The organism is Williamsia limnetica (genome assembly GCF_003217475.1).
Taxonomy (GTDB): domain Bacteria; phylum Actinomycetota; class Actinomycetes; order Mycobacteriales; family Mycobacteriaceae; genus Williamsia; species Williamsia limnetica.
This window is the reverse complement of record NZ_QJSP01000011.1, coordinates 88,409-111,679: the sequence shown is the minus strand read 5'-3', so window position 1 is coordinate 111,679 and position 23,271 is coordinate 88,409. Positions and strand designations below refer to the sequence as shown.

Below are 23,271 nucleotides of genomic sequence, written 5' to 3'. Positions count from 1 at the left end.
AATGTTCATCGATCTGACCGACGAGCAGCGATCCCTGAAAATGGAGCTGCGCGAGTACTTTTCGAACCTGGTATCGCCCGAAGACGCGACCACGATGCTGACCGAGCGGCACGGTCCGACCTACCGCAAGGTCATCCGTCAGATGGGCAGCGATGGCTGGCTCGGGGTCGGGTGGCCAAAGGAGTACGGCGGCCGAGGTTTCGGCCAGATCGAGCAGCAGATCTTCGTCAACGAGGCTGCCCGTGCCGACATCCCGCTTCCTGCGGTCACCTTGCAGACGGTGGGGCCGACGCTGCAGGCCTACGGCACCGACGAGCAGAAGCAGCGGTTCCTGCCTGACATCCTGGCCGGTGAGGTCCACTTCGCGATCGGCTACACCGAACCCGACGCGGGCACCGACCTCGCGTCGCTGAAGACCAGTGCGGTACTCCAGGGCGACGAGTACATCGTCAACGGCCAGAAGATCTTCACCACCGGCGGTCACGACGCCGACTACGTATGGCTGGCGGTCCGCACCGACAAGGATGTGGCCAAGCACAAGGGCATCTCGATGCTCATCGTCGACACGAAAGACCCCGGGTACAGCTGGACCCCGATCATCACCGCAGACCGCGCGCACCATGTCAACGCGACGTATTACTCGGACGTCCGCGTGCCGGCGGGCATGGTCGTCGGCGAGGTGAACGGCGGCTGGCGTCTGATCACCACGCAGCTCAACCACGAACGCGTGATGTTGGGGCCCGCCGGCCGGCTCGACGGCCTGCTCGCGCGCATCACGGACTGGGCGAATCGGCCGGGTCCGGACGGTACGGTCCCGGGCAAGCACACGGATGTGCGCCGGGCACTGGCCGAACTGCACGCCTACTACCGGATCAACGAACTGCTGAACTGGCAGGTCGCCTCCGGTGGGGACTCGATCTCGATGGCCGATGCGGCAGCGACCAAAGTATTTGCCACCGAACGACTTCAGCACGTTCACCGGTTGATCGACGAAATCCTGGGCCGTCATGGGGACTTCTCGGACCCGGCAACGGCGGAGTTGGCCGACTGGTTCGACGTCCAGGCCAAACGCAACGTCGTCATCACGTTCGGCGGCGGGGTGAACGAGGTCATGCGCGAGATGATCGCCACTGCGGGTCTCGGTCTGCCCCGGGGTAAACGATGAGCGACACCACGACCGCGATCCTGGCGGCCACCGATGAGGTCCGCGATGCGGGTACGAGTGCGCCGCTGGCGGGCCGTGACCCGGTCAACACCCCGATGATCAACAACTGGGTCGAGGCGATCGGCGACACCAATCCCATCTACGTCGACCCGGGCGCCGCTCGCGCCGCCGGGTATGACGACGTCGTCGCCCCACCGGCGATGGCGCAGGTGTGGACCATGCGTGGTCTCAACGGAGTTCGCGCCGAGGATGACCCGCTGGGCCAGGTGACCGAGATACTCGACGCGGCCGGCTACTCGTCGGTGGTCGCGACCAACTGCGACTCGACGTACCACCGGTACACCGTGCCCGGTGAGCACGTGACCATCGAGTCCGCACTCACCGATGTCGTCGGACCGAAACAGACCGCACTCGGCGAGGGCTGGTTCTTCACGACCAAGAACATCTGGAAGGTCGGTGACGAAGTCGTCGCCGAGATGGACTTTCGCATCCTCAAGTTCCGGCCTGCGGAGAAAGCGGCGATCACCGAACCCGCTGGTGGCGAGGTCATCTCGTCGCTCGGCGCAGCAACGGCTGATGTCGACCCGGCCAAGATGATGCGTCCGACCCCATCGCTGGACACCCTGTTCTTCTGGAACGGCGTGCGTGAACACGAGCTGCGGATCCAGAAAGTCGACGACGGAACCCTGCGTCATCCGCCGATCCCGGCGCTGTGGAAACCGAGAGGCGAGGACACCGACTATGTGGTGTCGTCGGGTCGCGGCACCGTCTACAGCTATGTGGTGCACCATGCTCCCAAGGTTCCGGGACGGACACTACCGTTCGTCGTCGCGCTCGTGGAACTCGACGAAGGCGTGCGGCTGCTCGGCGAACTCCGCGGGATCGAGCCGGCGCAGGTGACTGTCGGGCTACCCGTTCAGGTCGAGTTCCTCGACTTCCCCGCCGACAGTGCTGCACAGACCGAAGCGTGGACGCTGTACGCGTGGCAACCGGCAGGAGAGCTTTCATGACCGTCCCCGCAACACCGCCACAGGCAGCGGTCGGGACCGAGCTTCCGCAGCTCACCGTCACCGCGACACCGACTTTCGTGGTGTCTACTGCGCTGGCCACCAGGGACTTCCAGGATGTCCACCACGACCGCGACCTTGCCCACAGCAAGGGGTCGAAGGACATCTTCGTCAACATCCTGACCGATACCGGTCTGGTGCAGCGGTACATCACCGACTGGGCTGGGCAGCGAGCCCAGATCCGGTCGATAAAACTCCGACTCGGGGTGCCCTGGTACGCCTACGACACGTTGACCCTGTCGGGCACCGTGTCGTCGGTCGAGGGTGACCTCGTGACCGTTGACGTTATCGGCAAGGACGGTCTCGGAAATCACGTCACGTCGGTGGTGACGTTGGTGATGGATCACACCACCGCCGCGGTCTCCGGTTCCACGAGTGAAGCGGGAGTGGCACAGTGAGCGGATTGTCCGGCAAGGCGGCCATCGCCGGGATCGGCGCCACCGACTTCTCGAAGAACTCGGGGCGCAGCGAACTCCGGCTCGCGGCCGAGGCGGTCACCGCCGCCATCGCCGATGCCGGCCTCACACCTGCCGACGTCGACGGGCTGGTGTCGTTCACGATGGACACCAACACCGAGATCGCGGTCGCCAGGGCGTCGGGTATCGGTGAGCTGACCTACTTCTCGCGTATCCACTACGGGGGCGGCGCAGCGTGTTCCACCGTGCAGCAGGCTGCCATGGCAGTGGCCACAGGGGTGGCCGACGTCGTGGTCGCCTATCGCGCGTTCAACGAGCGTTCGGGGATGCGGTTCGGTCAGGTCAACACCTCTCTGGTGGCCCAGGACAACTCGTCCGGGACCGACAACGCGTTCAGCTATCCGCACGGGTTGAGCACGCCCGCCGCCTTCGTGGCCATGGTCGCCCAGCGGTACATGCACGAATACGGCGCCACCAGCGAAGACTTCGGACGCATCTCGGTCGTCGACCGCAAGCATGCGGCCGTGAACCCGGAGGCCTTCTTCTACGGCAAACCGATCACCCTCGAAGATCATCAGAACTCTCGGTACATCGCAGAGCCGCTGCATCTTCTCGACTGCTGCCAGGAGTCCGATGGCGGCGTTGCATTCGTGATCGTGTCGGCCGAGCGGGCCAAAGACCTTCCGCACACCCCCGCGATCATCGCCGGTGCCGCGTCCGGCAGCGGTGACGATCAATACATCATGACCAGCTACTACCGGGACGATCTTGCGGGGTTGCCCGAGATGGGACTCGTCGGCAGGCAACTGTGGGAGCAGTCGGATCTCGGTCCGGAAGATGTCGACCTGGCGATACTGTACGACCACTTCACGCCGTACACGCTGATGCAACTCGAGGAACTCGGATTCTGCGGCCGCGGTGAAGCGAAAGACTTCGTCCGGGAACCGGGAGCTCTCGAGGTGGGCGGACGACTGCCGCTCAACACCCATGGAGGCCAACTCGGTGAGGCGTACATCCATGGCATGAACGGCATCGCCGAGGCGGTCCGACAACTTCGCGGAAAATCGGTCAATCAGGTACCGGGGGCACGTAAGGTCGTGGTCACCGCCGGAACCGGAGTCCCCACAAGCGGTTTGGTTCTCACGGCTTAGGAGCTGCACACATGGCGTTCAATCTTGCCGACGTATTCGAAACTGTCGCGGATTCTGTTCCCGACACCATCGCCCTGACCTACGAAGGCGTCGACCACAGCTATCGGCAGCTCGAGGTCGAAGCGAATCAGGTCGCGCACATGTTGACTGCGGCCGAGGTGGCCGCGGGCGAGCATGTCGCGCTCTTCCTGAAGAACTCGGTCGAGCACGTCACCACCATCCTGGGCGTCATCAAGATCCGTGCCGTGCCGATCAACATCAACTATCGGTACACCCCGGCAGAGCTGCTGTACATCTTCGAGAACTCGGACTCGGTCGCCATCGTCGTCGAGGAGGCCGAGCACCAGGACAACCTCGCGCAGATCGTCGGTGAGATCCCCACCTTGCGCACCATTTTCGTCATCGGGGACATCACCGAAGGGCTGTCCGCGGCCGCGGCGGACGCGGGTGTGCGGGTGCGGCCGTTCGATGCGTCCGACCAGTCCGAGGCGCGCAACTTCGAGCCGCGGACCGGAGACGAGCTCTGGGTGCTGTACACCGGTGGCACCACCGGCTATCCCAAAGGCGTGATGTGGCGGCACGACGACTTCTTCCACAAGCCGCTTTCCGGGGGCAATCCGTACGACGAGAATCCGCGCAAAGATCTCGCCGAGGTCGGGGCCGCGGCAAAGGAGTTCCCGGGTCTGTCCTTCCTCATCGCTGCGCCCCTGATGCACGGTGCTGCGCTCTACTCCCTCTTCACGTTCCTCACCCTCGGCGCGCGACTCGTGCTGATGCGGGCGTTCGATCCGGAGAAGGTGGTGCGCTCGATCGAGACCGACAAGGTCAATGTGGTGCTCATCGTCGGTGACGGCATGGGGTCGCCGCTCGCCGACGCGATGGAGAAGCTGAAGGACGAGGTCGATCTCTCGACCCTCTTCTCGATCACCTCGGGCGGCGCGGTCTGGTCGGTGGGGGTGCGCGAACGAATGCTCGCGGTGAAGCCGGACCTGGTCCTGCGCGACAACTTCGGTGCGTCGGAGACCGGCAACGACGGTGCGTTCGAGGTGCGTGACGACGGCACCCTCGCGATGCCGCCGACAGCAAAGATGACCGTGCTCGACGAGAAGCTGAACGTGATCCCCGCGGGCTCGGGTGACGTCGGGATGATCGCTCGGATAGGCCGGGTACCGCTGGGCTACTACCGCGACGAGGAGAAGTCCGCGCGCACCTTCCCTCAGCTGCCGGACGGAACCAGGGTCGCAGTACTCGGCGACATGGGTCTGGTCGAAGCCGATGGGACCATCGTCTTCCTCGGCCGCGGATCGCAGTGCATCAACACCGGTGGCGAGAAGGTGTACGCCGAAGAGGTGGAGGCGTGCCTACACGCGCACCCCGCAGTGGCCGATGCGCTCGTGGTGCCATCGCCCGACGAACGGATGGGTCAGAAGGTGTCGGCGGTCGTGGCGATTCGCCCCGGCATCGCCGAACCCTCACTGGACGAGATCCAATCCCATTGCCGAACGATGCTGGCGGGCTACAAGATTCCTCGACTGCTCGTGATCGTCGACGAGATCAAGCGGACACCTGCCGGGAAGGCCGATTACAAGTGGGCCAAGCAGGCCGCACTCGACCTTGCGGGTACCACGGTCTAGCCCCGTCTCACCGGTCGCTCAGCTTCTCCGGCTCCACGTCGGAGTCCATGCGGTTCGGCGTGAAGATTGCGAGTATGACGCCGGCCGCGATACTGAGTGCACCGAGCGTGATGGACGCCGCGTTCATGGGCCCGATGAAGGCGTCTTTGGCGCCTTCTGCGATACGGGTGGCCAACTCCGGTTGCTCAGGCGCCAGACGTTCGGCCACCTGAAGCGCCTCGGCCAGCGTGTTGGTGATGTGTTCCTTGATGCCGTCTGCCGCGGCTGCGACCTCCTGCGCCCGACCGACCTGCCCTGCGGATTCGAGCTGAGAGGCGGTCTGGCGCAACTGGGCTTGGGCAGCATCCGCGGTGGCGTTGACGTCGCGGGTGTATCCGGAGGCCAGCAGGCTTCCCGCGATGGCGATCCCGATGGCTGACCCGAGTTCGCGGGACGTGTCGTTGATGGCGGATCCGACACCCTGATTGTCGGCGGGAGTGTTCACCATGATCGCAGTGGTGGATGGGGCGGTCGCGATTCCGAGACCGAGGGCGAACACCACGAGGCAGACCGCGACAGTCCAATATTCTGAGTGGGCGATGACACCGAGGAGTATCACTCCGACGCCCATCACCAACATCCCCGCCGAGAGAATGATCCGGAGATTGACCTTCACCGCGATCCAGTTGCCGATGAGCGAACACACCATGACGACGATGACCATCGGGAACAGTGCAATCGCGGATTTCAGCGGTGAATATCCGAATACCAACTGTAGGTATTGCAGCAAGACCAGGAACAGGCCGAATGCAACCATGAACTGGATCATCACGCTGAAAGACCCCGCAGCGAAAGCACTGTTGCCGAACAGTTTGACGTCGAGCAGTGGTTCGGCACGACGTGATTGCGAATACCAGAAGACCGCGGCCAGTCCGATGCCCACGACGAACGCGGTCACCGTGAGCGGGTCGAACCAGCCGCGATGCGGTGACTCGATGAACGCGAAAACCACCAGGGCAACCGCCAATGCGGAGGTCACCGAGCCCCAGACATCGAACTTGGGTGACGTCGAGTCGCGCGAGGTCGGGATCGTGCAGGAAAGGACCGCGGTGACGGCCGCTGCGATCGCGAATGTCAGGAAAATGGAGTGCCACGAAAAGAACTCCAGCAGCACGCCGGTGACGAAGAAGCCCGCGATGCCGCCGGCGCCGGCGACACCGGCCCAGATGCTGACGGCCAGGGGACGTTTCGACGCCGGAACCCCCGACGTGATCAAAGATAGTGTCGCCGGCATGACGAATGCCGCGCCGACCCCGGTGAGGCAACGGGCCGCTATGAATTGGGTGGGATCGGAAACCCAGATCGGCAGAAGTGAACCGATCGCGAAAACGATCAGGCCAGCGATGAGAACCTCTCGCCGGCCGAAGCGGTCTCCGATCGCGCCCGCCGGGAGCAGCAATGCGGCAAGCGTCAATGTGTACCCGTCGATCAGCCATGTGACCTGATTCGAATTGGCCTGCACTGCAGGCGCGATATCAGGTATCGCGGTGTTCAGCGATGCCATGGCCGCGATGACCATGCTGACCGCGACACAGGCCACGAAAATGAGCCAGACGGTCCGGAGACCAATTCTCTCGTCTGGTGACGCCCCCACCGTTGATTTCATTGATCCAACCTAGTCAGAACACCCGGCACGTATCGGAAGTTCACGTTGTGTAATCGTTATCACGTCGTACGGTGTGGCTTCGACATAACTTGTGTCTCTTGTGTCACATTGGTCACACTGGTAACTGAAATCGCCGCGTTGCTGGTAAGGCTGACCATCCGGATCAGCCGCACTCGGACGAGAGGGAATCCGATGGCCACATCTCAGGTCAACGACGTCTCTGCAGTCAAACTCCGCCTATGGCGGGTTCTCACGATGCTTGCCTCGCTGGTGGCTGTCATCGTCGGGCTCGTCGCCATATTCATGAGCGCCGCCTGAGGCCTCGCTCATCGCTAGCGCTTGGTGAGCACCACGTTGCCGAGGGCGGGGGAGTCGTCCCGCTCCACCACTGACGCGGTGATCAACAGTCGGGAGTCGTCGTCCCACACCTTGATCCGTAGGGTTTCTCCGGGAAAGACGACTCCGGCGAACTTCGCGCCGAAGCTCGCGACCCGATCGACGTCGCCGCCGAGCAGTTCATCAACCACTGTGCGCAGCACGATTCCGTAGGTGCCCAGCCCGTGCAGGATCGGCCGCGGGAATCCTGCCTTCTCCGCAAATGCGGGGTCGGAGTGCAACGGATTGCGGTCTCCGCACAAGCGGTACAGCAGGGCCTGCTGCGGAAGGGTCTTCTCTTCGATGACGTGGTCGGGTTCCCGGTCCGGGTAGTTGACCTTGTCCGACGTGCCACGTTCGCCGCCGAAACCTCCAGCGCCTTTGCAGAAGATGGATGATCGGGCGGTCCACAGTGGCTCGCCCCCATCGTCGACCGTGACGGACTCTTCGATGATGACCGCGGCGGAACCCTTGTCCTGCAACTCGACAACGGTGGTCGTGGTGGTGGCGGTGCCCATGGCTGGAATCGGTTTGTGTACCTGCACCTCCTGCGCCCCGTGCACCACCGAGCCCAGGTCTATCTCGATTCCGGGCTTGGATACCTTCGGAGGCTCGGTCTCGTGAAAGTGCGCCGCGACCGTGGCGAAGCTCGAAAGGACCTTCGGCCGTCGGTCATCGAGATACTCGAGAGCAGTGGCGTTCAGCGGGTCCGAGCCGGCGCCCACGGCAAGGTTGTAGAGCGCGACGTCGGAGGCACTCCAGCTGAACGTCTCCTTGGCCACCACGGCGCCGAGGGCGACGTCGGGATCTATCGGCATCAGCCCGCCTTCTCTTCGGTGGCCCGGCTGCTCTGCGCATTGGTCGCGATGTCCAGCGCGGCAAGGTATCCGAACACCATCGCGGGACCGATGGTGGCTCCGGGACCGGCGTACGTATGTCCCATCACGGGCGAGCTGGTGTTGCCCGCCGCATACAGCCCCTCGATCACGGAGCCGTCCGCCCGCAGCGCGCGCCCGGCGGCGTCGGTGTTGATGCCGCCCTTGGTGCCCAGATCGCCCGGCACCATCTTGACCGCATAGAACGGTCCCTTCTTCAGGGGACCCAGACTCGGGTTGGGCTTGTTGGTGATGTCGCCGTAGTAGTGGTCGTACCGGCTGACGCCGCGGCCGAAATCTTCGTCCTTGCCTGCGGCCGCGAAGGCGTTGAAGCGTTCCGCGGTCTGCGTCAGCCCTTCGGCAGGTACGCCGATCTTCTCCGCGAGGCCGGACAGGGTCTCGGACTTCGTGATCACGCCCGACTTGAACCACTTACCCGGCAACGGTTGGCGGCCGGATACCGAGGCGAACATGTACCGGTTGCGGTAGGTCTGGTCGAAGACGAGCCAGCAGGGCAGGTTCTCGCCCGGGCCCTCGCCCTGACCGAACTCCCCGCCGTACATCTGATGGACGGCTTCGACGTAGGGGAGGGATTCGTTCATGAATCTCTGGCCGCGGTCATTGATCATGAAACTGCCGGGCAAGGCCCGCTCGGACAACGCGAACCACGGACCACGTGGCAGTGGAATCGTCGGACCCCACCAGGCGTCCTCCATGTAGCTCACGCCCGCACCGATCTTCAGGCCGGCGTTGATGCCGTCCCCGGTGTTCGACTCGGCGCCCGTGGTCCACTGGGAACCGATGGGCTCCCGCTGATACTTGTGGCGCATCTCGTCGTTGTGCTCGAATCCGCCGCAGGCCAGGACCACACCTTGGCGGGCGCGCAACGTCTTGGTCTTGCCGTCGGATTCGACGACGATCCCGACAACCCGTCCACCTTCGGTGACGAGGTCGACCAGTGGGGTGTTCAATCGCAGCGGGACACCCGCCTGCCGTACGCCCAAGAGGAGTTCGGACATCAGTGCGGCGCCCATGGCGATGAGCTTCTTGCGGGTCAGCTTCGCCCAGATGAAGCGCGAGCCGACCTTCGCTGCCCGCAACGGCCCTTTCCAGTGCCGGAGCCCGGTGCTGAGCCAGCGGTAGTCGGACTGCATCACCACGACGTTCAGGGGCGCCTTGCTGTACGGGGGATGCAAGGTCTTGATGTCGTCACCGAGTTTGCGGGAATCGAACGGCTTGGGCTCACACGAGCGGCCGCCCACGCGACCGCCGGGGGCCTCCGGGTAGTAGTCGGAGTAGTTCTTCACCCACTCGAGTTCGAGAGGTGAGTTCTCGGAGAGAAACGCGAGAGCTTCGGGACCGCGGTCGATGTACGCATCGATGCGTTCGGGCGCCACGCCGTCGCCGACGATCGATCGGACATAGGTGCGCGCGGCCTCTGGGTCGTCCTTGACCCCGTCGCGCTGCAGCACCTTGTTGTTGGGAATCCATACGCCGCCGCCAGAGCGGGAGGTGGAGCCGCCCCAGTACGCCGACTTCTCGACGATGACGGTGTCGAGGCCGTGTGCGGCGGCGGTGATCGCCGTACTCATCCCTGCGCCTCCGGCACCGACCACGATCACATCGAAGGTCTCATCCACAGAGGTCGGTCCTGACCCTGTCTGGTCCGAACTGGTCATCTTTCTCGCCCCTTCACGCCGAAACTGCCCGTCAAGCCGCCCGACTTCCATCGGCAACCTAGAACACGTTATAAACTGACTCACTAGGCAGGCTATACCAGCCTGGAAGCCATTGGCGAGTGCCCGATGCATAGCAAAACAGAAACACGTTCCAGTTCCCCTGGGCCGGTAGGAGAGCGAGGCAGAACATGACGATCACCGACCAGCAACGTCACCAGATCGCCGACGAACTGGCCAGGGCGGAGGCGTCCGCGGTCGCGATCGATCCGCCGGTGGTCGCCTATCCGGACATCGATGTGACCGACGCCTACGAGATCCAGTTGATCAACATCCGTCGGCGTCTCGACGCAGGTGCCAGGGTCGCCGGCCACAAGGTCGGCCTCGCCTCGGAGGCGATGCAGAAGATGATGGGGGTGGACGAGCCCGACTACGGCCACCTGCTCGACGTGATGCAGTACCACGAGCACACCCCGATCGACGCCACGAAGTTCTGTTTCCCCAGGGTCGAGGTGGAGGTCGGTTTCATCTTGGGTGCGGACCTGCCCGGCGCGGGATGCACCAACGAGGACGTGATCGCGGCGGTCGAGTGGGTGGTGCCCTCGATCGAGTTGATCGACAGTCGGATCCGGGATTGGAAGATCTCGCTGCCGGACACCATCGCCGACAACGCATCATCGTGTGGCTGGGTCCTGGGGGAGCAGCGGGTGAAGATCTCCGACATCGACACCGGTGACATCGATGCCACACTGCACCGCAATGGTGAATTGATCGCCGAAGGCAATTCCAGTGCCGTGCTGGGGCATCCGCTTACCGCGGTGTCGTGGCTGGCGCGCAAGGTCGAGAGTTTCGGGGTGCGGTTGCGCAAGGGCGACGTGATCTTGCCCGGCACCGCCACCCGCGCCATCGACATTCGTTCGGGCGATCATTTCGTCGCCGATTTCGTCGGTCTGGGCAGCGTCACCCTGGATTTCACCTGACCCTTTCTCAGTCCGAAAAACACACGTCCGCAGAGTCTTTACGTTAGGAGCACCAGTGGCAGGCAAGGTCACCGCCGCGATCATCGGATCGGGCAACATCGGGACAGATCTGATGTACAAGTTGGCACGGTCGGAGGTCATCGAGCCGCGTTGGATGGTCGGCATCGACGCCGATTCGGAGGGCATGAAGCGAGCCGCGGACCGCGGCCTGATCACGATGTCGGGTGGGGCGGACGAGCTGCTGGCCTCGGAAGAGAAACCTGACCTCATCTTCGAGGCCACGTCGGCGTATGTGCATCGCGAGTACGCGCCGAAGTACGAGGCTGCAGGGATCACGGCGATCGATCTGACCCCGGCGGCCGTAGGCCCGGCTGTGGTGCCGCCGGCGAATCTGCGCGAGCACCTGGATGCGCCGAACACGAACATGATCACGTGTGGTGGTCAGGCGACCATCCCCATGGTGCATGCGGTGTCGTCGGTGGTGCCGGTGGCGTACGCCGAGATCGTGGCGTCGGTGTCGTCGAAGTCGGCGGGGCCGGGTACGCGTGCGAACATCGACGAGTTCACCAAGACCACCTCTCGCGGGGTCGAGACGATCGGTGGTGCCGACCGCGGCAAGGCGATCATCATCCTGAACCCAGCCGATCCGCCGATGATCATGCGCGACACCATTTTCTGTGCCATTCCAGAGGACGCCGACATCGATGCGATCGCGGAGGCGATCCACCGGCGGGAGAAGGAAATCCAACAGTACGTACCGGGCTACCGGTTGTTGCAGGATCCGCAGTTCGACCCGCCGAGCGTCGGCAATGGCGGCATGGCACGGGTGTCGATCTTCGTCGAGGTCGAGGGCGCAGGAGATTTCCTCCCGCCGTATGCCGGAAATCTGGACATCATGACCGCGGCGGCGACCAAGGTCGGCGAAGAGATCGCCAAGCAGAAGCTCGCAGCAAAGGTAGGTGTCTGACATGTTCGCCAATTCCACAGACTTGATGGCCGGTGCACGAAAGTACAGCGATGCGCTCCACATCCGGATCACCGACTCCTCGTTGCGGGACGGGAGTCATCACAAGCGGCATCAGTTCACCGAGCAGGAGGTCCGCGACATCGTTGGCGCTCTCGATGGCGCGGGGGTGCCGGTGATCGAGGTGACCCATGGCGATGGTTTGGGTGGTTCGTCGTTCAACTACGGTTTCTCGAAAACGCCGGAGCAGCAACTGATCAAGGCAGCGGTGGAGACCGCGACGACTGCGAAGATCGCTTTCCTCATGCTGCCGGGTCTGGGTGTCAAGGATGACATCCGGGCGGCGCAGGATGGCGGCGCGCAGATCTGCCGGATCGCGACGCACTGCACCGAAGCCGACGTCTCGATCCAGCATTTCGGCCTGGCCCGGGAACTCGGTCTGGAGACTGTCGGATTTCTGATGATGTCGCACAGTCAGCCGCCGGAAGTCCTGGCGAGGCAGGCCCGCATCATGGCCGACGCCGGTTGCCAGTGCGTGTACGTCGTGGATTCGGCCGGGGCCCTTGTCCTCGAACAGGTGTCGGATCGTGTTGCGGCGCTCAAAGACGAACTCGGTGACGATGCGCAGATCGGATTCCACGGCCACGAGAACCTTGATATCGCCGTGGCGAACTCGATTGCGGCGGTGCGAGCCGGGGCACAGCAGATCGATGGATCGGTGCGCCGATTCGGCGCAGGTGCAGGCAATACGCCGGTGGAGGCGTTCGTGGGGGTCTGCGACAAGCTCGGTATCAGTACGGGGGTCGATTTCATGAAGATCGCCGACGCCGCCCAGGACGTGGTGCGGCCGGTGATGCCCTCTGAGTGTCTGGTGGATCGTCCGGCGATGATGATGGGCTACGCGGGCTGCTACAGCTCCTTCCTCAAGCACGCCGAAGGTCACGCCGAGAAATACGGGGTTTCGGCTGCAGAAATCCTTCTCGAGGCCGGTGCCCGCAAACTGGTCGGTGGACAGGAAGACCAACTCATCGACATCGCTCTCGAGCTGAAGAAAAAGCAGGACGCCAACGCCGGAGTGTGACGCCGAAGCGGGTGACTCGGGTTACCATTTGTCCGAATTGACGACTCGGGTGCGGGTCGGACTCCGCGCGAGGTGATCGGTGAGGGCACATGACGTACGACCGGTCACGCGTGGATCCCGGAGATTGGCAGTCTGCGGGGGCGCCCTCCGGGCGTCGCCCACGCACCGTGCCTGCCGCCGAGAATGCCGGTCGTCGCTCGACGTCTGGCGGTGGTCTGTTCGCGGCGTCGTCAGGTGATTCGCGTTTACGCTTCGCGGGCCTGGTGCTCGCCGCGGCGGGAGTGCTCATCGTCGTCTGCAGTTTCCTCACCTGGGCGTCGGCCTCCGACGATGAGCTGAGCCTGTCGGTGACCGGGATGGGTTCGGTGTCGTTCGAGGCGTCGGAGGCGCGCGCCCAGGCGCTGGGTGGATCGGCCGACGTGGCAGCCGAACTCGACGAACGGGGCAAAGCGCCGGGAGTCTTCACAGCGTTGTTCGGTGCACTGCTGGCCGGTGCGGCGATCCTGATGGTGATCAATCGCTATCCCGGACTCGGGGCGGCAGCAGGTGCTGTGCTCGCGCTGATCGCGGTCTTCATGTCCCTGGAGTACCTGTTCGCTCCGGGTGATGCCGTACTCGACGGAACCGGCAGTACCGGAATCGGTTACGCAGGTGTCGGACTGTGGCTCGTCACCCTCGGTGCGTTTGTTGCGTTGGCCGCGTCCGGATTCGGCACGATCACCGCACTACGTGGGCGGCGCCGGCCGCTGACCGAATCTGCTGCCCCCAGGCGTAGGGCGGAGTCCGGAGCTCGACCATCGACACAGCGCAGGAGTGCTGGTGAGACCGCCCGCGATCGATCGGCAGAGCCTGTCCGTGGCGGACCCGGTCAACGCGAATTCGAGCCGCGCTATCGCGACCGGCCGGCCCCGACCGTACCGCCGTCCCCACCTCGCCCGGATTTCCGGCCGCAGCCGGGCTATCGCGCCCGCCAAGGTGGCGGAGATGGGTCGATGGGACGACGTCCACCACCCGCTACGCCCGGATATCGGCCCACCCCACCTCCGAGACCGCTGCCGAACTCGTACCCGACCGTGAATCAGCCGGTGGGAGACAGAGATCGACCTCCGCGAGCGGTACCGCCGGGTCCGGTGTCGCCCGGTCGCCGCCAGACCGGTCCGATTCCGCCCGGCGGCGACGGGCCGCCCGGACAGCAGCGTCCACCATCTCGACGTGCTCCGGCGCCGCGGCACACAGTGCAGGACGAGGACGGCCGATAACCCGATAGGACCCCCGCGTTACGATCGATTTCGATCATCGACGCCCGCTGGACGGGTGAACCACTCACAGCAGGGGGACATATGACGTACGGCCCACCACCCGGCAACTTCCCTCCGCCCGGCGGTCAGCCGGGTGGTTATCCGTCCGGCGCTCACGGTCAGCCCGCCGGCGGCCATCCGGGAGGTGGCTACCAGCCGGGTGGATATCAGCAGCCCCCACAGTCGGGATTCGGTGCAGCACCGGGTGGCAGGCGATCCCCCGCGGGCGGTTTGCTCGCACCGACGTCGTCGAACTCACTTCTGAAGTTCACCGGTATCGCGGTCGCGGTCGGCGGCTTGCTGATGATGCTGTTCAGCTTCTTCAGCTGGGCCGCCGATGACAACGAGCTCGCCAGTGTCTCGATTTCAGGAATGGGTTCGGTGTCCGTCGATGGTTCAGGTAGCGACGAGATCGCGCAGTTGCTGGAGGACAGCGGTAAATCACCGGGAATCTTCACCGTCATCTTGGGCGTGTTGATCATCGCGGCTGCAGTGCCACTGATCATCAACAAGTTCCCGGGTATCGGCGCCATTGCCGCTACGGTTCTCGGATTCATCGCGATCATCCTGGCGTTGGTCTATCTTTTCGGTCCGGCCGGTGCAGTCCTCGAGGATGCGGGCGATTCAGACATCTCCGATGCCGGTTTCGGGCTCTGGTTGGTGACCATCGGCGCACTGGCTGCGCTGATCGCCGGTGGATTGTCGGTGTTCTTCGCGCTGACCTCCCCGCCGGGGCGTCCGACGGGCAATCAGACTCCTCAGGGGTACGGCCCGCCCGCGGGTCAGGGCTTCGGTCAGCAGCCGGGCCAGGGTTACGGTCAGCAGCCGGGTCAGGGCTATGGTCAGCAGCCGGGCCAGGGCTTCGGTCAGCAGCCGGGTCAGGGCTATGGTCAGCAGCCGGGCCAGGGTTACGGTCAGCAGCAGCCCGGGTACGGCCAACCGGGTGGGTACCCGCCCCAGCAGCCCGGTCCTTACGGCCCGCAACGCTAGTCGTCCTGACCGACCCACATCCGCTCCACTTACAGAAATCCGCTCCACTTACAGAAATCCGCTCCACTTCCAGCGCACTGGAAGCGGAGCGGATTCCTGTATGTGGAGCAGATTCTCGCGGAACTCAGTAGTACCCGTCGGGGTCGACGTCGGGAGACTCTTTGGGGATGATCCCCTCGCTCACCCCGTGATCGATGCTCGCAGACATTCTCGGGCAGGTGGGAAGCATCGCGGGGTTGCCCCCTTCGGCGCGGATCGCCTTGAACTCAGGGCAATTGTCGCGGGCCGCCGAGGTCCACTGCACGCTGGTGTGGTGCGGGCTGTATTTCTTCACCATCACGCAGGCGTGACAGGCCCGGCATTCGATCTCGGTCAGACCGCCCCGGAGATAGTGCTCCTTGTCCCGGGTCGTGGCCTCCTGGACGGCGGCCTTCCGCTCCGGATCGGCGGTGAAATCCGGGGCCTTGGACCAGCTGACCGTCATCAGGTCGCCGCGGCCTTTTCCGCGTCGGCGCGTTCGGCCTTGAGCCGGATGTTCTCCTGGACCTCGAGGTTCCAGTTCTCGACGGCCTTGGTGGTGTCGATTTCGTACTCGTAGCGCTGCGTCATCTCTTCGGTGACATCAGCGACGTCCACATAGAACTGTTCGTACCAGCGGCGCAGCTGATACACCGGGCCGTCTTCCTCGACCAGCAGCGGATTGTCGATGCGGCTCTTGTGCTTCCAGATCTCGACGTCCTGGAGGAAGCCGACCTCGATTCCCGCGGTGATCTTCGTGGCCATCTTGTCTGCCTGGTCCGCGGTCAAACCCTCGGGGATCTTGGCGATGACGCCGTACATCAGCACGAACGAGTTGTTGTCGATCGGGTAGTGGCAGTTGGTCAGGATGGTCTCGATCGCGTAGCCGCCGTAGTACTGCACCATCGGGTTCAGCATGTAGGCCGGACCGTAGTAGGCGGCGATCGACTCGAGTTTGGTGTCGCCGTACGCGGTCATGATGTCGACATCCGGGCGGCCGTGCGAGTTCATGTACTGCGCCGCGGTCTCGCCTTCGAAGACGTTCTTGAAGTAGTCGGGCAGCGAATAGTGCACGTAGAAGAAGTGCGCCATGTCGACGACGTTGTCGATGATCTCGCGGCAGTTGGAACCCTCGATGACGATGGTGTTCCAGGTCCACCCCGTCCACTGATCGCTGTTCAATTCGTCGAGTTCGGGGATGACGACGTCGTCCGGCGGCGGGTTGCCCTCGGGGTCGTTGTAGACGAAGACCTGCCCGTTGCGGATCATGCCGGGCCACGGCCGCGTCTTGGCCAGCTTCGGTGCGCGCTTCGCGTACGGGACGCCGGCACACCGGCCGTTTGCCTTCCAGCGCCAGTCATGGAACGGGCAGGCGATGTTGCCGTCCTTGATCGACCCCTGCGAGAGATCGCCGCCCATGTGTCGGCAGTAGGCGTCGAGGATCTTCAGTTCTCCCTCGGCCACCCACACCACCAGCTTGGTCCCGAAGACGGTGACCGAGTGCGGCTTGCCGTCGTCGTAGTCCGACAACAGACCGAGGCAGTGCCATCCGCGGGCGAATCGGGTCGGCGGCGTGCCGGTGTCGATTTCGCGAACAGCGCCGCCATCGGCACTGTTGTCGATCCCCGCCTTTGCCTTCGTCTCCACCATGTTCTGCTCCCTATGTTCGGCGATGTCGCGATGAGCTGCGCATCTGCCGCGTTGCTGTCCGGGTCGAGCTACGCCTACGTCTCTTTAAGCGCCTCCGCTTACTAGAACATGTTACAAAATTTCGTTGATTCCCGCCAGCCAAACGGCACTTTTGCGGCAGATTGTGGGGTAAACCCCCAGTACTCGACATAAATGAGAACGTGTTCTAGTCTTGGAACGAAGAAGTGGAACGAGAGCGAGGAGTTGCTCGATGAGTGATCGCAGCCAAGCGGGCGCAGAGGTGTTGGAAAAGATCAGCGCGTTGCTACCTGAGATCGAACAGCGGGCCCAGGAATGCGAAGACCTGCGCCAGATCCCGGACGAGACGATCGCGTCGCTCGCCGACGTCGGGTTCTTTCGGCTCCTGCAGCCCGAACAGTGGGGCGGCTACCAGGTCGATCCCGTGACATTCTACGAAGCCGTGCGGCGCATCGGGTCGGCATGTGGTTCCACCGGATGGGTCTCCAGCATCATCGGCGTCCACAACTGGCACCTCGCGCTCTTCCCGCAGCAGGCACAAGAGGACGTGTGGGGTGAGGACACCTCGGTGCGTATCTCGTCCTCATACGCCCCGATGGGTATGGGCGAAGTGGTCGACGGCGGGTACAAGGTCAACGGGTCATGGGCCTGGTCGTCGGGATGCGGTCACGCGGAGTGGGTCGTCCTCGGGGGCCCGGTCATCAAGAACGGCAAGCCCGTCGACTTCGTCAGCTTCCTGATCCCACGCTCGGACTACACGATCCGCGATGTGTGGCATGTGGTCGGGCTCAAGGGCACCGGCTCGAACACCATCGACGTCAAGGACGTCTTCGTGCCCAGCCACCGGATGCTCAGTTTCCGGGCAATGAGCACGGGTACGGCGCCGGGGCTCGAGAAGAACACGGCACCGGTGTACAAGATGCCCTGGGGCTCGGTGCATCCCAGCGTCATCTCCGCACCGATCGTCGGAATGGCCTACGGAGCCTACGCGGCCCACGTCGAGCATCAGGGCAAGCGAGTGCGTGCCGCCTACGCCGGCGAGAAGGCGAAGGACGACCCGTTCGCGAAGGTGCGTATCGCCGAGGCCGCGAGCGACATCGACGCTGCCTGGACCCAGCTCTCCGGGAACCTGCAGTCCGAGTACGACCTGCTGGTCGCCGGCGAGGAGGTCCCGATGGAGTTGCGTCTCAAGGCCCGTCGTGACCAGGTCCGTGCCACCGGCCGCGCCGTGGCGTCGATCGATCGCCTCTTCGAGAACTCGGGGGCGCATGCGCTCGACAGCGATACCCCGATTCAGCGGTTCTGGCGTGATGCCCATGCAGGCCGGGTCCACGCGGCAAACGACGCCGAGCGTGCCTACGTGGCATTCGGCAACGGGGAGTTCGGTATCCCCATAGGCGACACCATGGTCTGACCCGGAATTGGTGGGTTCGGGCGAGCAAAGCCCGAGTGGAACTCACCAGAAGCCACCACTTTCGAAGGAGTAGTTCGACGATGACTGAAGCGCTGGGCCCGATTCGTTCTCTTGGCTATATGCGTATCGACGCCACCGACATGGCCGCGTGGCGGGAGTTCGGTCTCAAGGTTCTCGGTATGTCCGAGGGTTCGGGTCCCACCGACAATGCGCTCTATCTGAGGATGGACGAGTTCCCGGCTCGCTTGGTGATCGTGCCGAGCGATCGCGACCATCTCGCGAGTTCAGGCTGGGAATGCGCCAATGCTGCGGCATTGCAAGAAGTCCGGGATCGTTTGTCCGCTGCGGGAGTCATCTTCCGCGAAGGCAAGGACGAAGAACTCGAAGACCGTCAGGTCGTCGAGATGGTGGTGTTCGAGGACCCATCCGGCAATGTGCTCGAGGCCTTTCATGGGGTGGCCTTGCAGCATCGCCGGGTGGTCAGTCCATACGGCCACACGTTCGTGACCGGGGAGCAGGGGCTCGGCCACGTGGTACTGACCACGGACGACGATGCTGCGTCGCTGCGGTTCTATCGAGATGTGCTGGGCTTCCGGCTTCGGGATTCGATGCGTCTTCCCCCGGAGATGGTCGGCCGTGAAAAAGGCGACGAGCCACCATGGTTGCGCTTCTTTGGCTGCAACCCGCGGCATCACAGCCTCGCATTCCTGCCTTTCCCGAACGAGACGGGCATCGTCCACCTGATGATCGAGGTGGAGAACACCGACGATGTAGGGCTTGCGCACGATCGCGCCCTGCGGAAAAAAGTTCCGATGTCGGCCACTCTGGGCAGGCACGTCAACGACCTGATGTACTCGTTCTACATGAAGACCCCCGGCGGCTTCGACGTCGAGTTCGGTTGCGAGGGTAGGCAGGTCGACGACCATGAATGGATCGCGAGAGAAAGTACCGCGGTGAGTCTGTGGGGGCATGACTTCTCCATCGGATTCAAGAACGCCTGAGATATGGTCTCGTATCCGCTGGGCACAGACGATTTTGATGGTCGGCAGTTTCGGACCGCGATGGGCCAGTTCTGTACAGGCGTCACGGTCATCACCACGGTGGCGCCGGATGACACGCCGGTCGGGTTCGCCTGTCAGTCGTTCGCCGCGCTTTCGCTCGATCCGCCGCTTGTCCTGTTCTGTCCGATGAAGACCTCCCGGAGCTGGAAGGTCATCGAGCAGAGCAAGAAGTTCTGTGTGAATGTGCTCTCCAACAACCAGCAGAACGTGAGTGCGGCCTTCGGTGCGCCCGGTGACGACAAGTTCGCCGGAATCGATTGGGACCCCTCGCCGCTGGGTTTGCCGGTGATCAAACACTCGCTGTCGTGGGTCGACTGCACCCTCGAGCGCGTCGACGACGGCGGAGATCACTTCATCGTGATCGGAAGGGTGCAGACTTTGGGGGAAGTGCTGCAGGACAAGCCTTTGCTGTTCTACCGTGGTGGCTACCTGTCCACTGAGCACCCGCACGTCACGCCGGCTCAGGCGGAACTCGAGAATTTCCTGACCTGGACCGGTGGCGATACCTGGCTGTAGTAGTGCGTTCAGCCGTTCAACGAGGAGCGAGATGACAACCCCTGTTACCACTGAAGTCGCAGCTGCCCCCGATGTGACAGCGCCGTTCGCGGCGGCTGTGGCCGAGGCCGAGAAGCTGATCGCCTCGGCGGATTTCATACGCAACGACGACGATCTCGCAGAGGGATACGACTATCTCGCCGGCAGCATCCGGGCCAGTTTGCAGATGGCCTGGGCGTACGACAAGAGCCATCCTTTCTTCGTGACGTCGACCGGGCCTTATACCAAGATGGGCCTCGACAACCCTGACACGCTGTACTACCACGCCAATGTCGAGGCCGACGCCGAGTATGTGATCACCGGAACCCGCGGCACCACCGCAGATCTGAGTTTTCAGGTCCTCAAAGGTGACTACACGGCGACCGATGTTCCAGGCGGCGACGACGCCTTCGACGACCGCCGGCTCGACATCGAACCAGACGGATCGTTCACCCTCCGGTTCGGACCACCCAAGGATGATCCGGGCCCGAACTACTTCGTGCTGGGCGAGGGGTCGTCGATGCTTGCGGTGCGGGAGGTATACGGCGACTGGTCCGCGCAGAAAGGACAAATACGCATCGAGCGCGTCGACACTGTCGGCACCGCTCCGGAGGAAGCCGGACTGGCGCAGATCACCCGGCGCTATCACGTCGCGGGCAAGATGCTGTTGTCGCGCATCAACACCTGGTTCAACTTCCCCAAGTGGTTCTATCTGGATCTGCCGGTGAACACCCTGACAGCACCTCGGCTGACCCCGGGTGGACTCAGCACCCAGTTCTCCTCGGTGGGTCACTACGACCTCGCCGATCACGAGGCCATGGTGATCACCGTCCCCAAATCCGATGCGCCCTATCAGGGTTTTCAGCTCGGCAGCATGTGGTACATCTCGCTCGACTACGTCAACCACCAGACGAGCCTGAACACCGCGCAGGCGCAGGTGGATCCTGACGGCATGATCCGGTTGGTCGTCAGCAAACAGAATCCCGGGATCGCGAACTGGATCGAGACGACGGGAAAACAGCGGGGCATCGCACAGTTCAGGTGGCAGAGGGTCTCCCGAACGCTCACCGAGTCGGACGGGCCGTCCGTCGAGATCATCGATGTCGGCGACGTCGCGGCGCACTTGCCGTATCACGATACGAACACCATCGACGAGGCCGGCTGGCGTGAGCGGATCGCGCTGCGCCAACGTGGATTCGCACAGAGGATGCTCGGATGACCGCCGCGGTGAACCCAGCCGCGCCCGCGGGAAACTCGGGATTGCTCGCGGACAAGGTTGTGGTCGTGGGCGGTGTCGGGCCGGGGCTCGGTCGATCGATCGCCTTGCAGGCCGCCGCGGCCGGTGCCAAGGTGGTGCTGGCGGCGAGAACGGCGTCCCGACTCGAGGACATCGCGAAGGAGATACAGGCGGCCGGTGGCACCTCGCTCCAGGTACCCACCGACATCACCGACGACGCCGCGGTCCAGGCGTTGGTCGAGCGCAGCGTCGCCGAGTTCGGCCACGTCGATGTGCTGGTGAACAACGCATTCTCGTTGCCCTCGATGAAGCCTCTGGCGCGCACCGACTTCGATCACATTCGCTCGAGCCTCGACCTCACGGTGCTGGGCGGGCTCCGGATGACGAAGGCCTTCACCGATGAGCTGGAGAAGTCGTCGGGCGCCATCGTGATGATCAACTCGATGGTGGTGCGGCACTCCGAACCGCGGTACGGCAGCTACAAGTTGTCCAAGGCTGCGCTGCTCGCGATGTCGCAGACACTTGCGACAGAGCTGGGGGAGAAGGGGATTCGCATCAATACTGTTGCTCCCGGCTATATCTGGGATGACCAGTTGAAATGGTATTTCGGCGAGGTCGCCAAGAAATACGGCATCACTCCTGAGCAGGTGTACGAGCAGACGGCGTCGAAGTCTGACCTCAAACGCCTACCCGAGCCCGATGAGATCGCCCGCGCGGCAGTGTTCTTGGCATCTGATTGGGCCAGCGCGATCACGGGCCAGACGCTCGATGTCAACTGCGGCGAATACCACGTCTAGAAGGAGCGCCACATGACCACCAGAACCGATGTCGGCACGGTCGAAGACCTGCATGCCTCCGCCACCAAGGCCTGTGGCCTCGACGACTTCGGTGTCGACGACTACACCGAGGCGCTCGGCGTGCTGTTGGAGTCCTACGTGCGGGACGCGGGGATGACCGAGCTCGGCAGCAAGATGAACCGGTACTTCCTGCGCGGCGCGCTGGTGGCCCGGCTCCTGAGTGAGGCGTCGTGGAAGGCCAATCCCGAGTACGCGACTGCCCCTGTGGACAGGCCGATTTTCGTCACGGGGCTGCCGCGCACCGGCACCACTGCGTTACATCGCCTGCTGACGGCCGATCCGGGACACCAGGGCCTCGAGATGTGGCTGGCCGAGTTCCCGCAACCCCGGCCGCCGAGGGACACCTGGGAGTCGAACCCGGTTTTCCAACAGATCCAGGGTGGCCTCGAACAACACCACGTCGAGAATCCGGAGTTCATGGGGCTGCACTACATGAGCGCGTCCGACGTGGAGGAGTGCTGGCAGTTGCTCCGCCAGACCTTCAAGTCGATCTCGTATGAGTCGCTGTCGTACCTTCCGACGTACTCGCAGTGGCTGCAGCAGCAGAACTGGACCAACGCCTACACCCGGCACAAGAAGAACCTCCAGTTGATCGGGTTGAACCAGCCTGAGCGTCGCTGGATCCTCAAGAACCCGAGTCATCTGTTCGCGCTCGACGAGTTGATGGCCATCTACCCCGACGCCCTGATCATCCAGACCCACCGGCCGCCGGCCACGATCATTCCTTCGATGTGCAGCCTTGCCGAGGCGGCGGGTGAAGGGTGGTCGACCGTGTTCAACGGGGAGCTGATCGGGAAGACGCAGCTCGAACTGTGGTCGCGGGGATTGCGCGCGTTCAACACAGCTCGGGCCAAGTACGACCCCGCTCAGTTCATCGATGTCGACTTCAGGGATTTCCGAACCGATCCGATGGGGACGGTGGAGAACATCTACCGGACCTTCGGTCTGGACCTCACCGATGCCGCAGCCGCCGAGATGCGGGCACTGGACGAAGAGAGCAAGTCAGGCGATCGCAAGCCGGTGCACAAGTACTCACTGGAGGACTACGGGCTCACCGAGGCCGAGGTCAACGCCGCGTTCGAATGACGGTGGCCTCGCGCGAACGGAGCTGTGATGTTGTTCGCTATCCGGAGTGATTGCTCCGGTTGAGCTGATATGTTTCTGA

22 protein-coding genes are annotated in these 23,271 nt (G+C 63.7%); 17 read left to right on the top strand and 5 right to left on the bottom strand.

Annotated features, from left to right (window positions below; all coding sequences use genetic code 11):
- Window position 1: 1 nt before the first annotated feature.
- The 5 genes from DFR67_RS18880 to DFR67_RS18860 are packed head-to-tail and all read left to right on the top strand — an operon-like array spanning window position 2 to window position 5,433.
- Window positions 2–1,165 carry an acyl-CoA dehydrogenase family protein gene (locus tag DFR67_RS18880; RefSeq protein WP_110471046.1) on the top strand — a complete coding sequence of 388 codons (1,164 nt, stop codon included), beginning with the start codon at window positions 2–4 and terminating at the stop codon, window positions 1,163–1,165.
- Window positions 1,162–2,175 carry a bifunctional MaoC family dehydratase N-terminal/OB-fold nucleic acid binding domain-containing protein gene (locus tag DFR67_RS18875; protein WP_110471045.1) on the top strand — a complete coding sequence of 338 codons (1,014 nt, stop codon included), beginning with the start codon at window positions 1,162–1,164 and terminating at the stop codon, window positions 2,173–2,175. Before DFR67_RS18880 ends, DFR67_RS18875 begins: the two co-directional genes overlap by 4 nt.
- On the top strand, window positions 2,172–2,630 hold the full coding sequence (locus DFR67_RS18870; protein WP_110471044.1) for a MaoC family dehydratase: 459 nt from the start codon (window positions 2,172–2,174) through the stop codon (window positions 2,628–2,630). The genes DFR67_RS18875 and DFR67_RS18870 overlap by 4 nt, the downstream gene beginning before the upstream one ends.
- Window positions 2,627–3,799, top strand: coding sequence for a lipid-transfer protein (locus tag DFR67_RS18865; protein ID WP_110471043.1), 1,173 nt, complete (start codon window positions 2,627–2,629; stop codon window positions 3,797–3,799). The genes DFR67_RS18870 and DFR67_RS18865 overlap by 4 nt, the downstream gene beginning before the upstream one ends.
- 11 nt (window positions 3,800–3,810) lie before the next feature.
- On the top strand, window positions 3,811–5,433 hold the full coding sequence (locus DFR67_RS18860) for an AMP-binding protein (protein ID WP_110471042.1): 1,623 nt from the start codon (window positions 3,811–3,813) through the stop codon (window positions 5,431–5,433).
- A gap of 7 nt (window positions 5,434–5,440) precedes the next feature.
- Here DFR67_RS18860 and DFR67_RS18855 read toward each other — a convergent pair whose 3' ends face one another.
- Window positions 5,441–7,078 (bottom strand): MFS transporter, encoded by a 1,638-nt coding sequence (locus tag DFR67_RS18855; RefSeq protein ID WP_110471041.1) that lies wholly within the window; start codon window positions 7,076–7,078, stop codon window positions 5,441–5,443.
- Between the two features lie 192 nt (window positions 7,079–7,270).
- Here DFR67_RS18855 and DFR67_RS31395 point away from each other — a divergent pair, with 192 nt between their 5' ends.
- Window positions 7,271–7,396, top strand: a complete 126-nt coding sequence (locus DFR67_RS31395; RefSeq protein ID WP_281268349.1) for a hypothetical protein — start codon at window positions 7,271–7,273, stop codon at window positions 7,394–7,396.
- A gap of 14 nt (window positions 7,397–7,410) precedes the next feature.
- Here the strand turns inward: DFR67_RS31395 and DFR67_RS18845 are convergent, their stop codons facing one another.
- Entirely contained in the window at window positions 7,411–8,271 is an 861-nt protein-coding gene (locus DFR67_RS18845; protein WP_110471039.1) for a MaoC/PaaZ C-terminal domain-containing protein, read from the bottom strand.
- On the bottom strand, window positions 8,271–10,007 hold the full coding sequence (kstD, locus tag DFR67_RS18840; protein ID WP_110471038.1) for a 3-oxosteroid 1-dehydrogenase: 1,737 nt from the start codon (window positions 10,005–10,007) through the stop codon (window positions 8,271–8,273). Before kstD ends, DFR67_RS18845 begins: the two co-directional genes overlap by 1 nt.
- A gap of 188 nt (window positions 10,008–10,195) precedes the next feature.
- On the opposite strand from kstD, the gene DFR67_RS18835 reads away from it, so the two are divergent.
- The 5 genes from DFR67_RS18835 (at window position 10,196) to DFR67_RS30945 (ending at window position 15,317) form a co-directional block, all read left to right on the top strand.
- Window positions 10,196–10,984, top strand: coding sequence for a 2-keto-4-pentenoate hydratase (locus DFR67_RS18835; RefSeq protein WP_110471037.1), 789 nt, complete (start codon window positions 10,196–10,198; stop codon window positions 10,982–10,984).
- Window positions 10,985–11,039: 55 nt separating this feature from the next.
- Window positions 11,040–11,951 (top strand): acetaldehyde dehydrogenase (acetylating), encoded by a 912-nt coding sequence (locus DFR67_RS18830; protein WP_110471036.1) that lies wholly within the window; start codon window positions 11,040–11,042, stop codon window positions 11,949–11,951.
- A 1-nt stretch (window position 11,952) separates the two neighbouring features.
- Window positions 11,953–13,029, top strand: coding sequence for a 4-hydroxy-2-oxovalerate aldolase (gene dmpG, locus DFR67_RS18825; protein WP_110471035.1), 1,077 nt, complete (start codon window positions 11,953–11,955; stop codon window positions 13,027–13,029).
- 89 nt (window positions 13,030–13,118) lie between these two features.
- On the top strand, window positions 13,119–14,288 hold the full coding sequence (locus tag DFR67_RS18820) for a chromosomal replication initiator protein DnaA (RefSeq protein WP_146240478.1): 1,170 nt from the start codon (window positions 13,119–13,121) through the stop codon (window positions 14,286–14,288).
- 81 nt (window positions 14,289–14,369) lie between these two features.
- Complete coding sequence (locus DFR67_RS30945; protein WP_211325110.1) at window positions 14,370–15,317, top strand: hypothetical protein; 948 nt, start codon at window positions 14,370–14,372, stop codon at window positions 15,315–15,317.
- Between the two features lie 124 nt (window positions 15,318–15,441).
- Here DFR67_RS30945 and DFR67_RS18810 read toward each other — a convergent pair whose 3' ends face one another.
- Window positions 15,442–15,801, bottom strand: a complete 360-nt coding sequence (locus tag DFR67_RS18810; protein WP_110471033.1) for a hypothetical protein — start codon at window positions 15,799–15,801, stop codon at window positions 15,442–15,444.
- Window positions 15,801–16,985: a 3-ketosteroid-9-alpha-monooxygenase, oxygenase component gene (locus tag DFR67_RS18805; protein WP_110471032.1), complete on the bottom strand. Its 1,185-nt coding sequence runs from the start codon at window positions 16,983–16,985 to the stop codon at window positions 15,801–15,803. Before DFR67_RS18805 ends, DFR67_RS18810 begins: the two co-directional genes overlap by 1 nt.
- A gap of 250 nt (window positions 16,986–17,235) precedes the next feature.
- Here DFR67_RS18805 and hsaA point away from each other — a divergent pair, with 250 nt between their 5' ends.
- The 6 genes from hsaA (at window position 17,236) to DFR67_RS18775 (ending at window position 23,192) form a co-directional block, all read left to right on the top strand.
- Window positions 17,236–18,417, top strand: a complete 1,182-nt coding sequence (hsaA, locus tag DFR67_RS18800) for a 3-hydroxy-9,10-secoandrosta-1,3,5(10)-triene-9,17-dione monooxygenase oxygenase subunit (RefSeq protein ID WP_110471031.1) — start codon at window positions 17,236–17,238, stop codon at window positions 18,415–18,417.
- An 80-nt stretch (window positions 18,418–18,497) separates the two neighbouring features.
- Window positions 18,498–19,418 (top strand): iron-dependent extradiol dioxygenase HsaC, encoded by a 921-nt coding sequence (hsaC, locus tag DFR67_RS18795; RefSeq protein ID WP_110471030.1) that lies wholly within the window; start codon window positions 18,498–18,500, stop codon window positions 19,416–19,418.
- A gap of 3 nt (window positions 19,419–19,421) precedes the next feature.
- Window positions 19,422–19,994 (top strand): 3-hydroxy-9,10-secoandrosta-1,3,5(10)-triene-9,17-dione monooxygenase reductase subunit, encoded by a 573-nt coding sequence (gene hsaB / locus DFR67_RS18790; RefSeq protein WP_110471029.1) that lies wholly within the window; start codon window positions 19,422–19,424, stop codon window positions 19,992–19,994.
- 31 nt (window positions 19,995–20,025) lie between these two features.
- Entirely contained in the window at window positions 20,026–21,231 is a 1,206-nt protein-coding gene (locus DFR67_RS18785) for a hypothetical protein (RefSeq protein ID WP_110471028.1), read from the top strand.
- Window positions 21,228–22,046: an SDR family oxidoreductase gene (locus DFR67_RS18780; RefSeq protein ID WP_110471027.1), complete on the top strand. Its 819-nt coding sequence runs from the start codon at window positions 21,228–21,230 to the stop codon at window positions 22,044–22,046. Before DFR67_RS18785 ends, DFR67_RS18780 begins: the two co-directional genes overlap by 4 nt.
- A 12-nt stretch (window positions 22,047–22,058) precedes the next feature.
- Window positions 22,059–23,192 (top strand): sulfotransferase family protein, encoded by a 1,134-nt coding sequence (locus tag DFR67_RS18775; RefSeq protein WP_110471026.1) that lies wholly within the window; start codon window positions 22,059–22,061, stop codon window positions 23,190–23,192.
- Window positions 23,193–23,271: the final 79 nt, after the last annotated feature.

Bases quoted from the DNA above. Each gene is read 5' to 3' on its own strand.
- DFR67_RS18880 (WP_110471046.1), top strand. From the start codon at position 2: ATGTTCATCGATCTGACCGACGAGCAGCGATCCCTGAAAATGGAGCTG.
- DFR67_RS18875 (WP_110471045.1), top strand. From the start codon at position 1,162: ATGAGCGACACCACGACCGCGATCCTGGCGGCCACCGATGAGGTCCGC.
- DFR67_RS18870 (WP_110471044.1), top strand. From the start codon at position 2,172: ATGACCGTCCCCGCAACACCGCCACAGGCAGCGGTCGGGACCGAGCTT.
- DFR67_RS18860 (WP_110471042.1), top strand. From the start codon at position 3,811: ATGGCGTTCAATCTTGCCGACGTATTCGAAACTGTCGCGGATTCTGTT.
- DFR67_RS18855 (WP_110471041.1), bottom strand. From the start codon at position 7,078: ATGAAATCAACGGTGGGGGCGTCACCAGACGAGAGAATTGGTCTCCGG.
- DFR67_RS31395 (WP_281268349.1), top strand. From the start codon at position 7,271: ATGGCCACATCTCAGGTCAACGACGTCTCTGCAGTCAAACTCCGCCTA.
- DFR67_RS18845 (WP_110471039.1), bottom strand. From the start codon at position 8,271: ATGCCGATAGATCCCGACGTCGCCCTCGGCGCCGTGGTGGCCAAGGAG.
- kstD (WP_110471038.1), bottom strand. From the start codon at position 10,007: ATGACCAGTTCGGACCAGACAGGGTCAGGACCGACCTCTGTGGATGAG.
- DFR67_RS18835 (WP_110471037.1), top strand. From the start codon at position 10,196: ATGACGATCACCGACCAGCAACGTCACCAGATCGCCGACGAACTGGCC.
- dmpG (WP_110471035.1), top strand. From the start codon at position 11,953: ATGTTCGCCAATTCCACAGACTTGATGGCCGGTGCACGAAAGTACAGC.
- DFR67_RS18820 (WP_146240478.1), top strand. From the start codon at position 13,119: ATGACGTACGACCGGTCACGCGTGGATCCCGGAGATTGGCAGTCTGCG.
- DFR67_RS30945 (WP_211325110.1), top strand. From the start codon at position 14,370: ATGACGTACGGCCCACCACCCGGCAACTTCCCTCCGCCCGGCGGTCAG.
- DFR67_RS18810 (WP_110471033.1), bottom strand. From the start codon at position 15,801: ATGACGGTCAGCTGGTCCAAGGCCCCGGATTTCACCGCCGATCCGGAG.
- DFR67_RS18805 (WP_110471032.1), bottom strand. From the start codon at position 16,985: ATGGTGGAGACGAAGGCAAAGGCGGGGATCGACAACAGTGCCGATGGC.
- hsaA (WP_110471031.1), top strand. From the start codon at position 17,236: ATGAGTGATCGCAGCCAAGCGGGCGCAGAGGTGTTGGAAAAGATCAGC.
- hsaC (WP_110471030.1), top strand. From the start codon at position 18,498: ATGACTGAAGCGCTGGGCCCGATTCGTTCTCTTGGCTATATGCGTATC.
- hsaB (WP_110471029.1), top strand. From the start codon at position 19,422: ATGGTCTCGTATCCGCTGGGCACAGACGATTTTGATGGTCGGCAGTTT.
- DFR67_RS18785 (WP_110471028.1), top strand. From the start codon at position 20,026: ATGACAACCCCTGTTACCACTGAAGTCGCAGCTGCCCCCGATGTGACA.
- DFR67_RS18780 (WP_110471027.1), top strand. From the start codon at position 21,228: ATGACCGCCGCGGTGAACCCAGCCGCGCCCGCGGGAAACTCGGGATTG.
- DFR67_RS18775 (WP_110471026.1), top strand. From the start codon at position 22,059: ATGACCACCAGAACCGATGTCGGCACGGTCGAAGACCTGCATGCCTCC.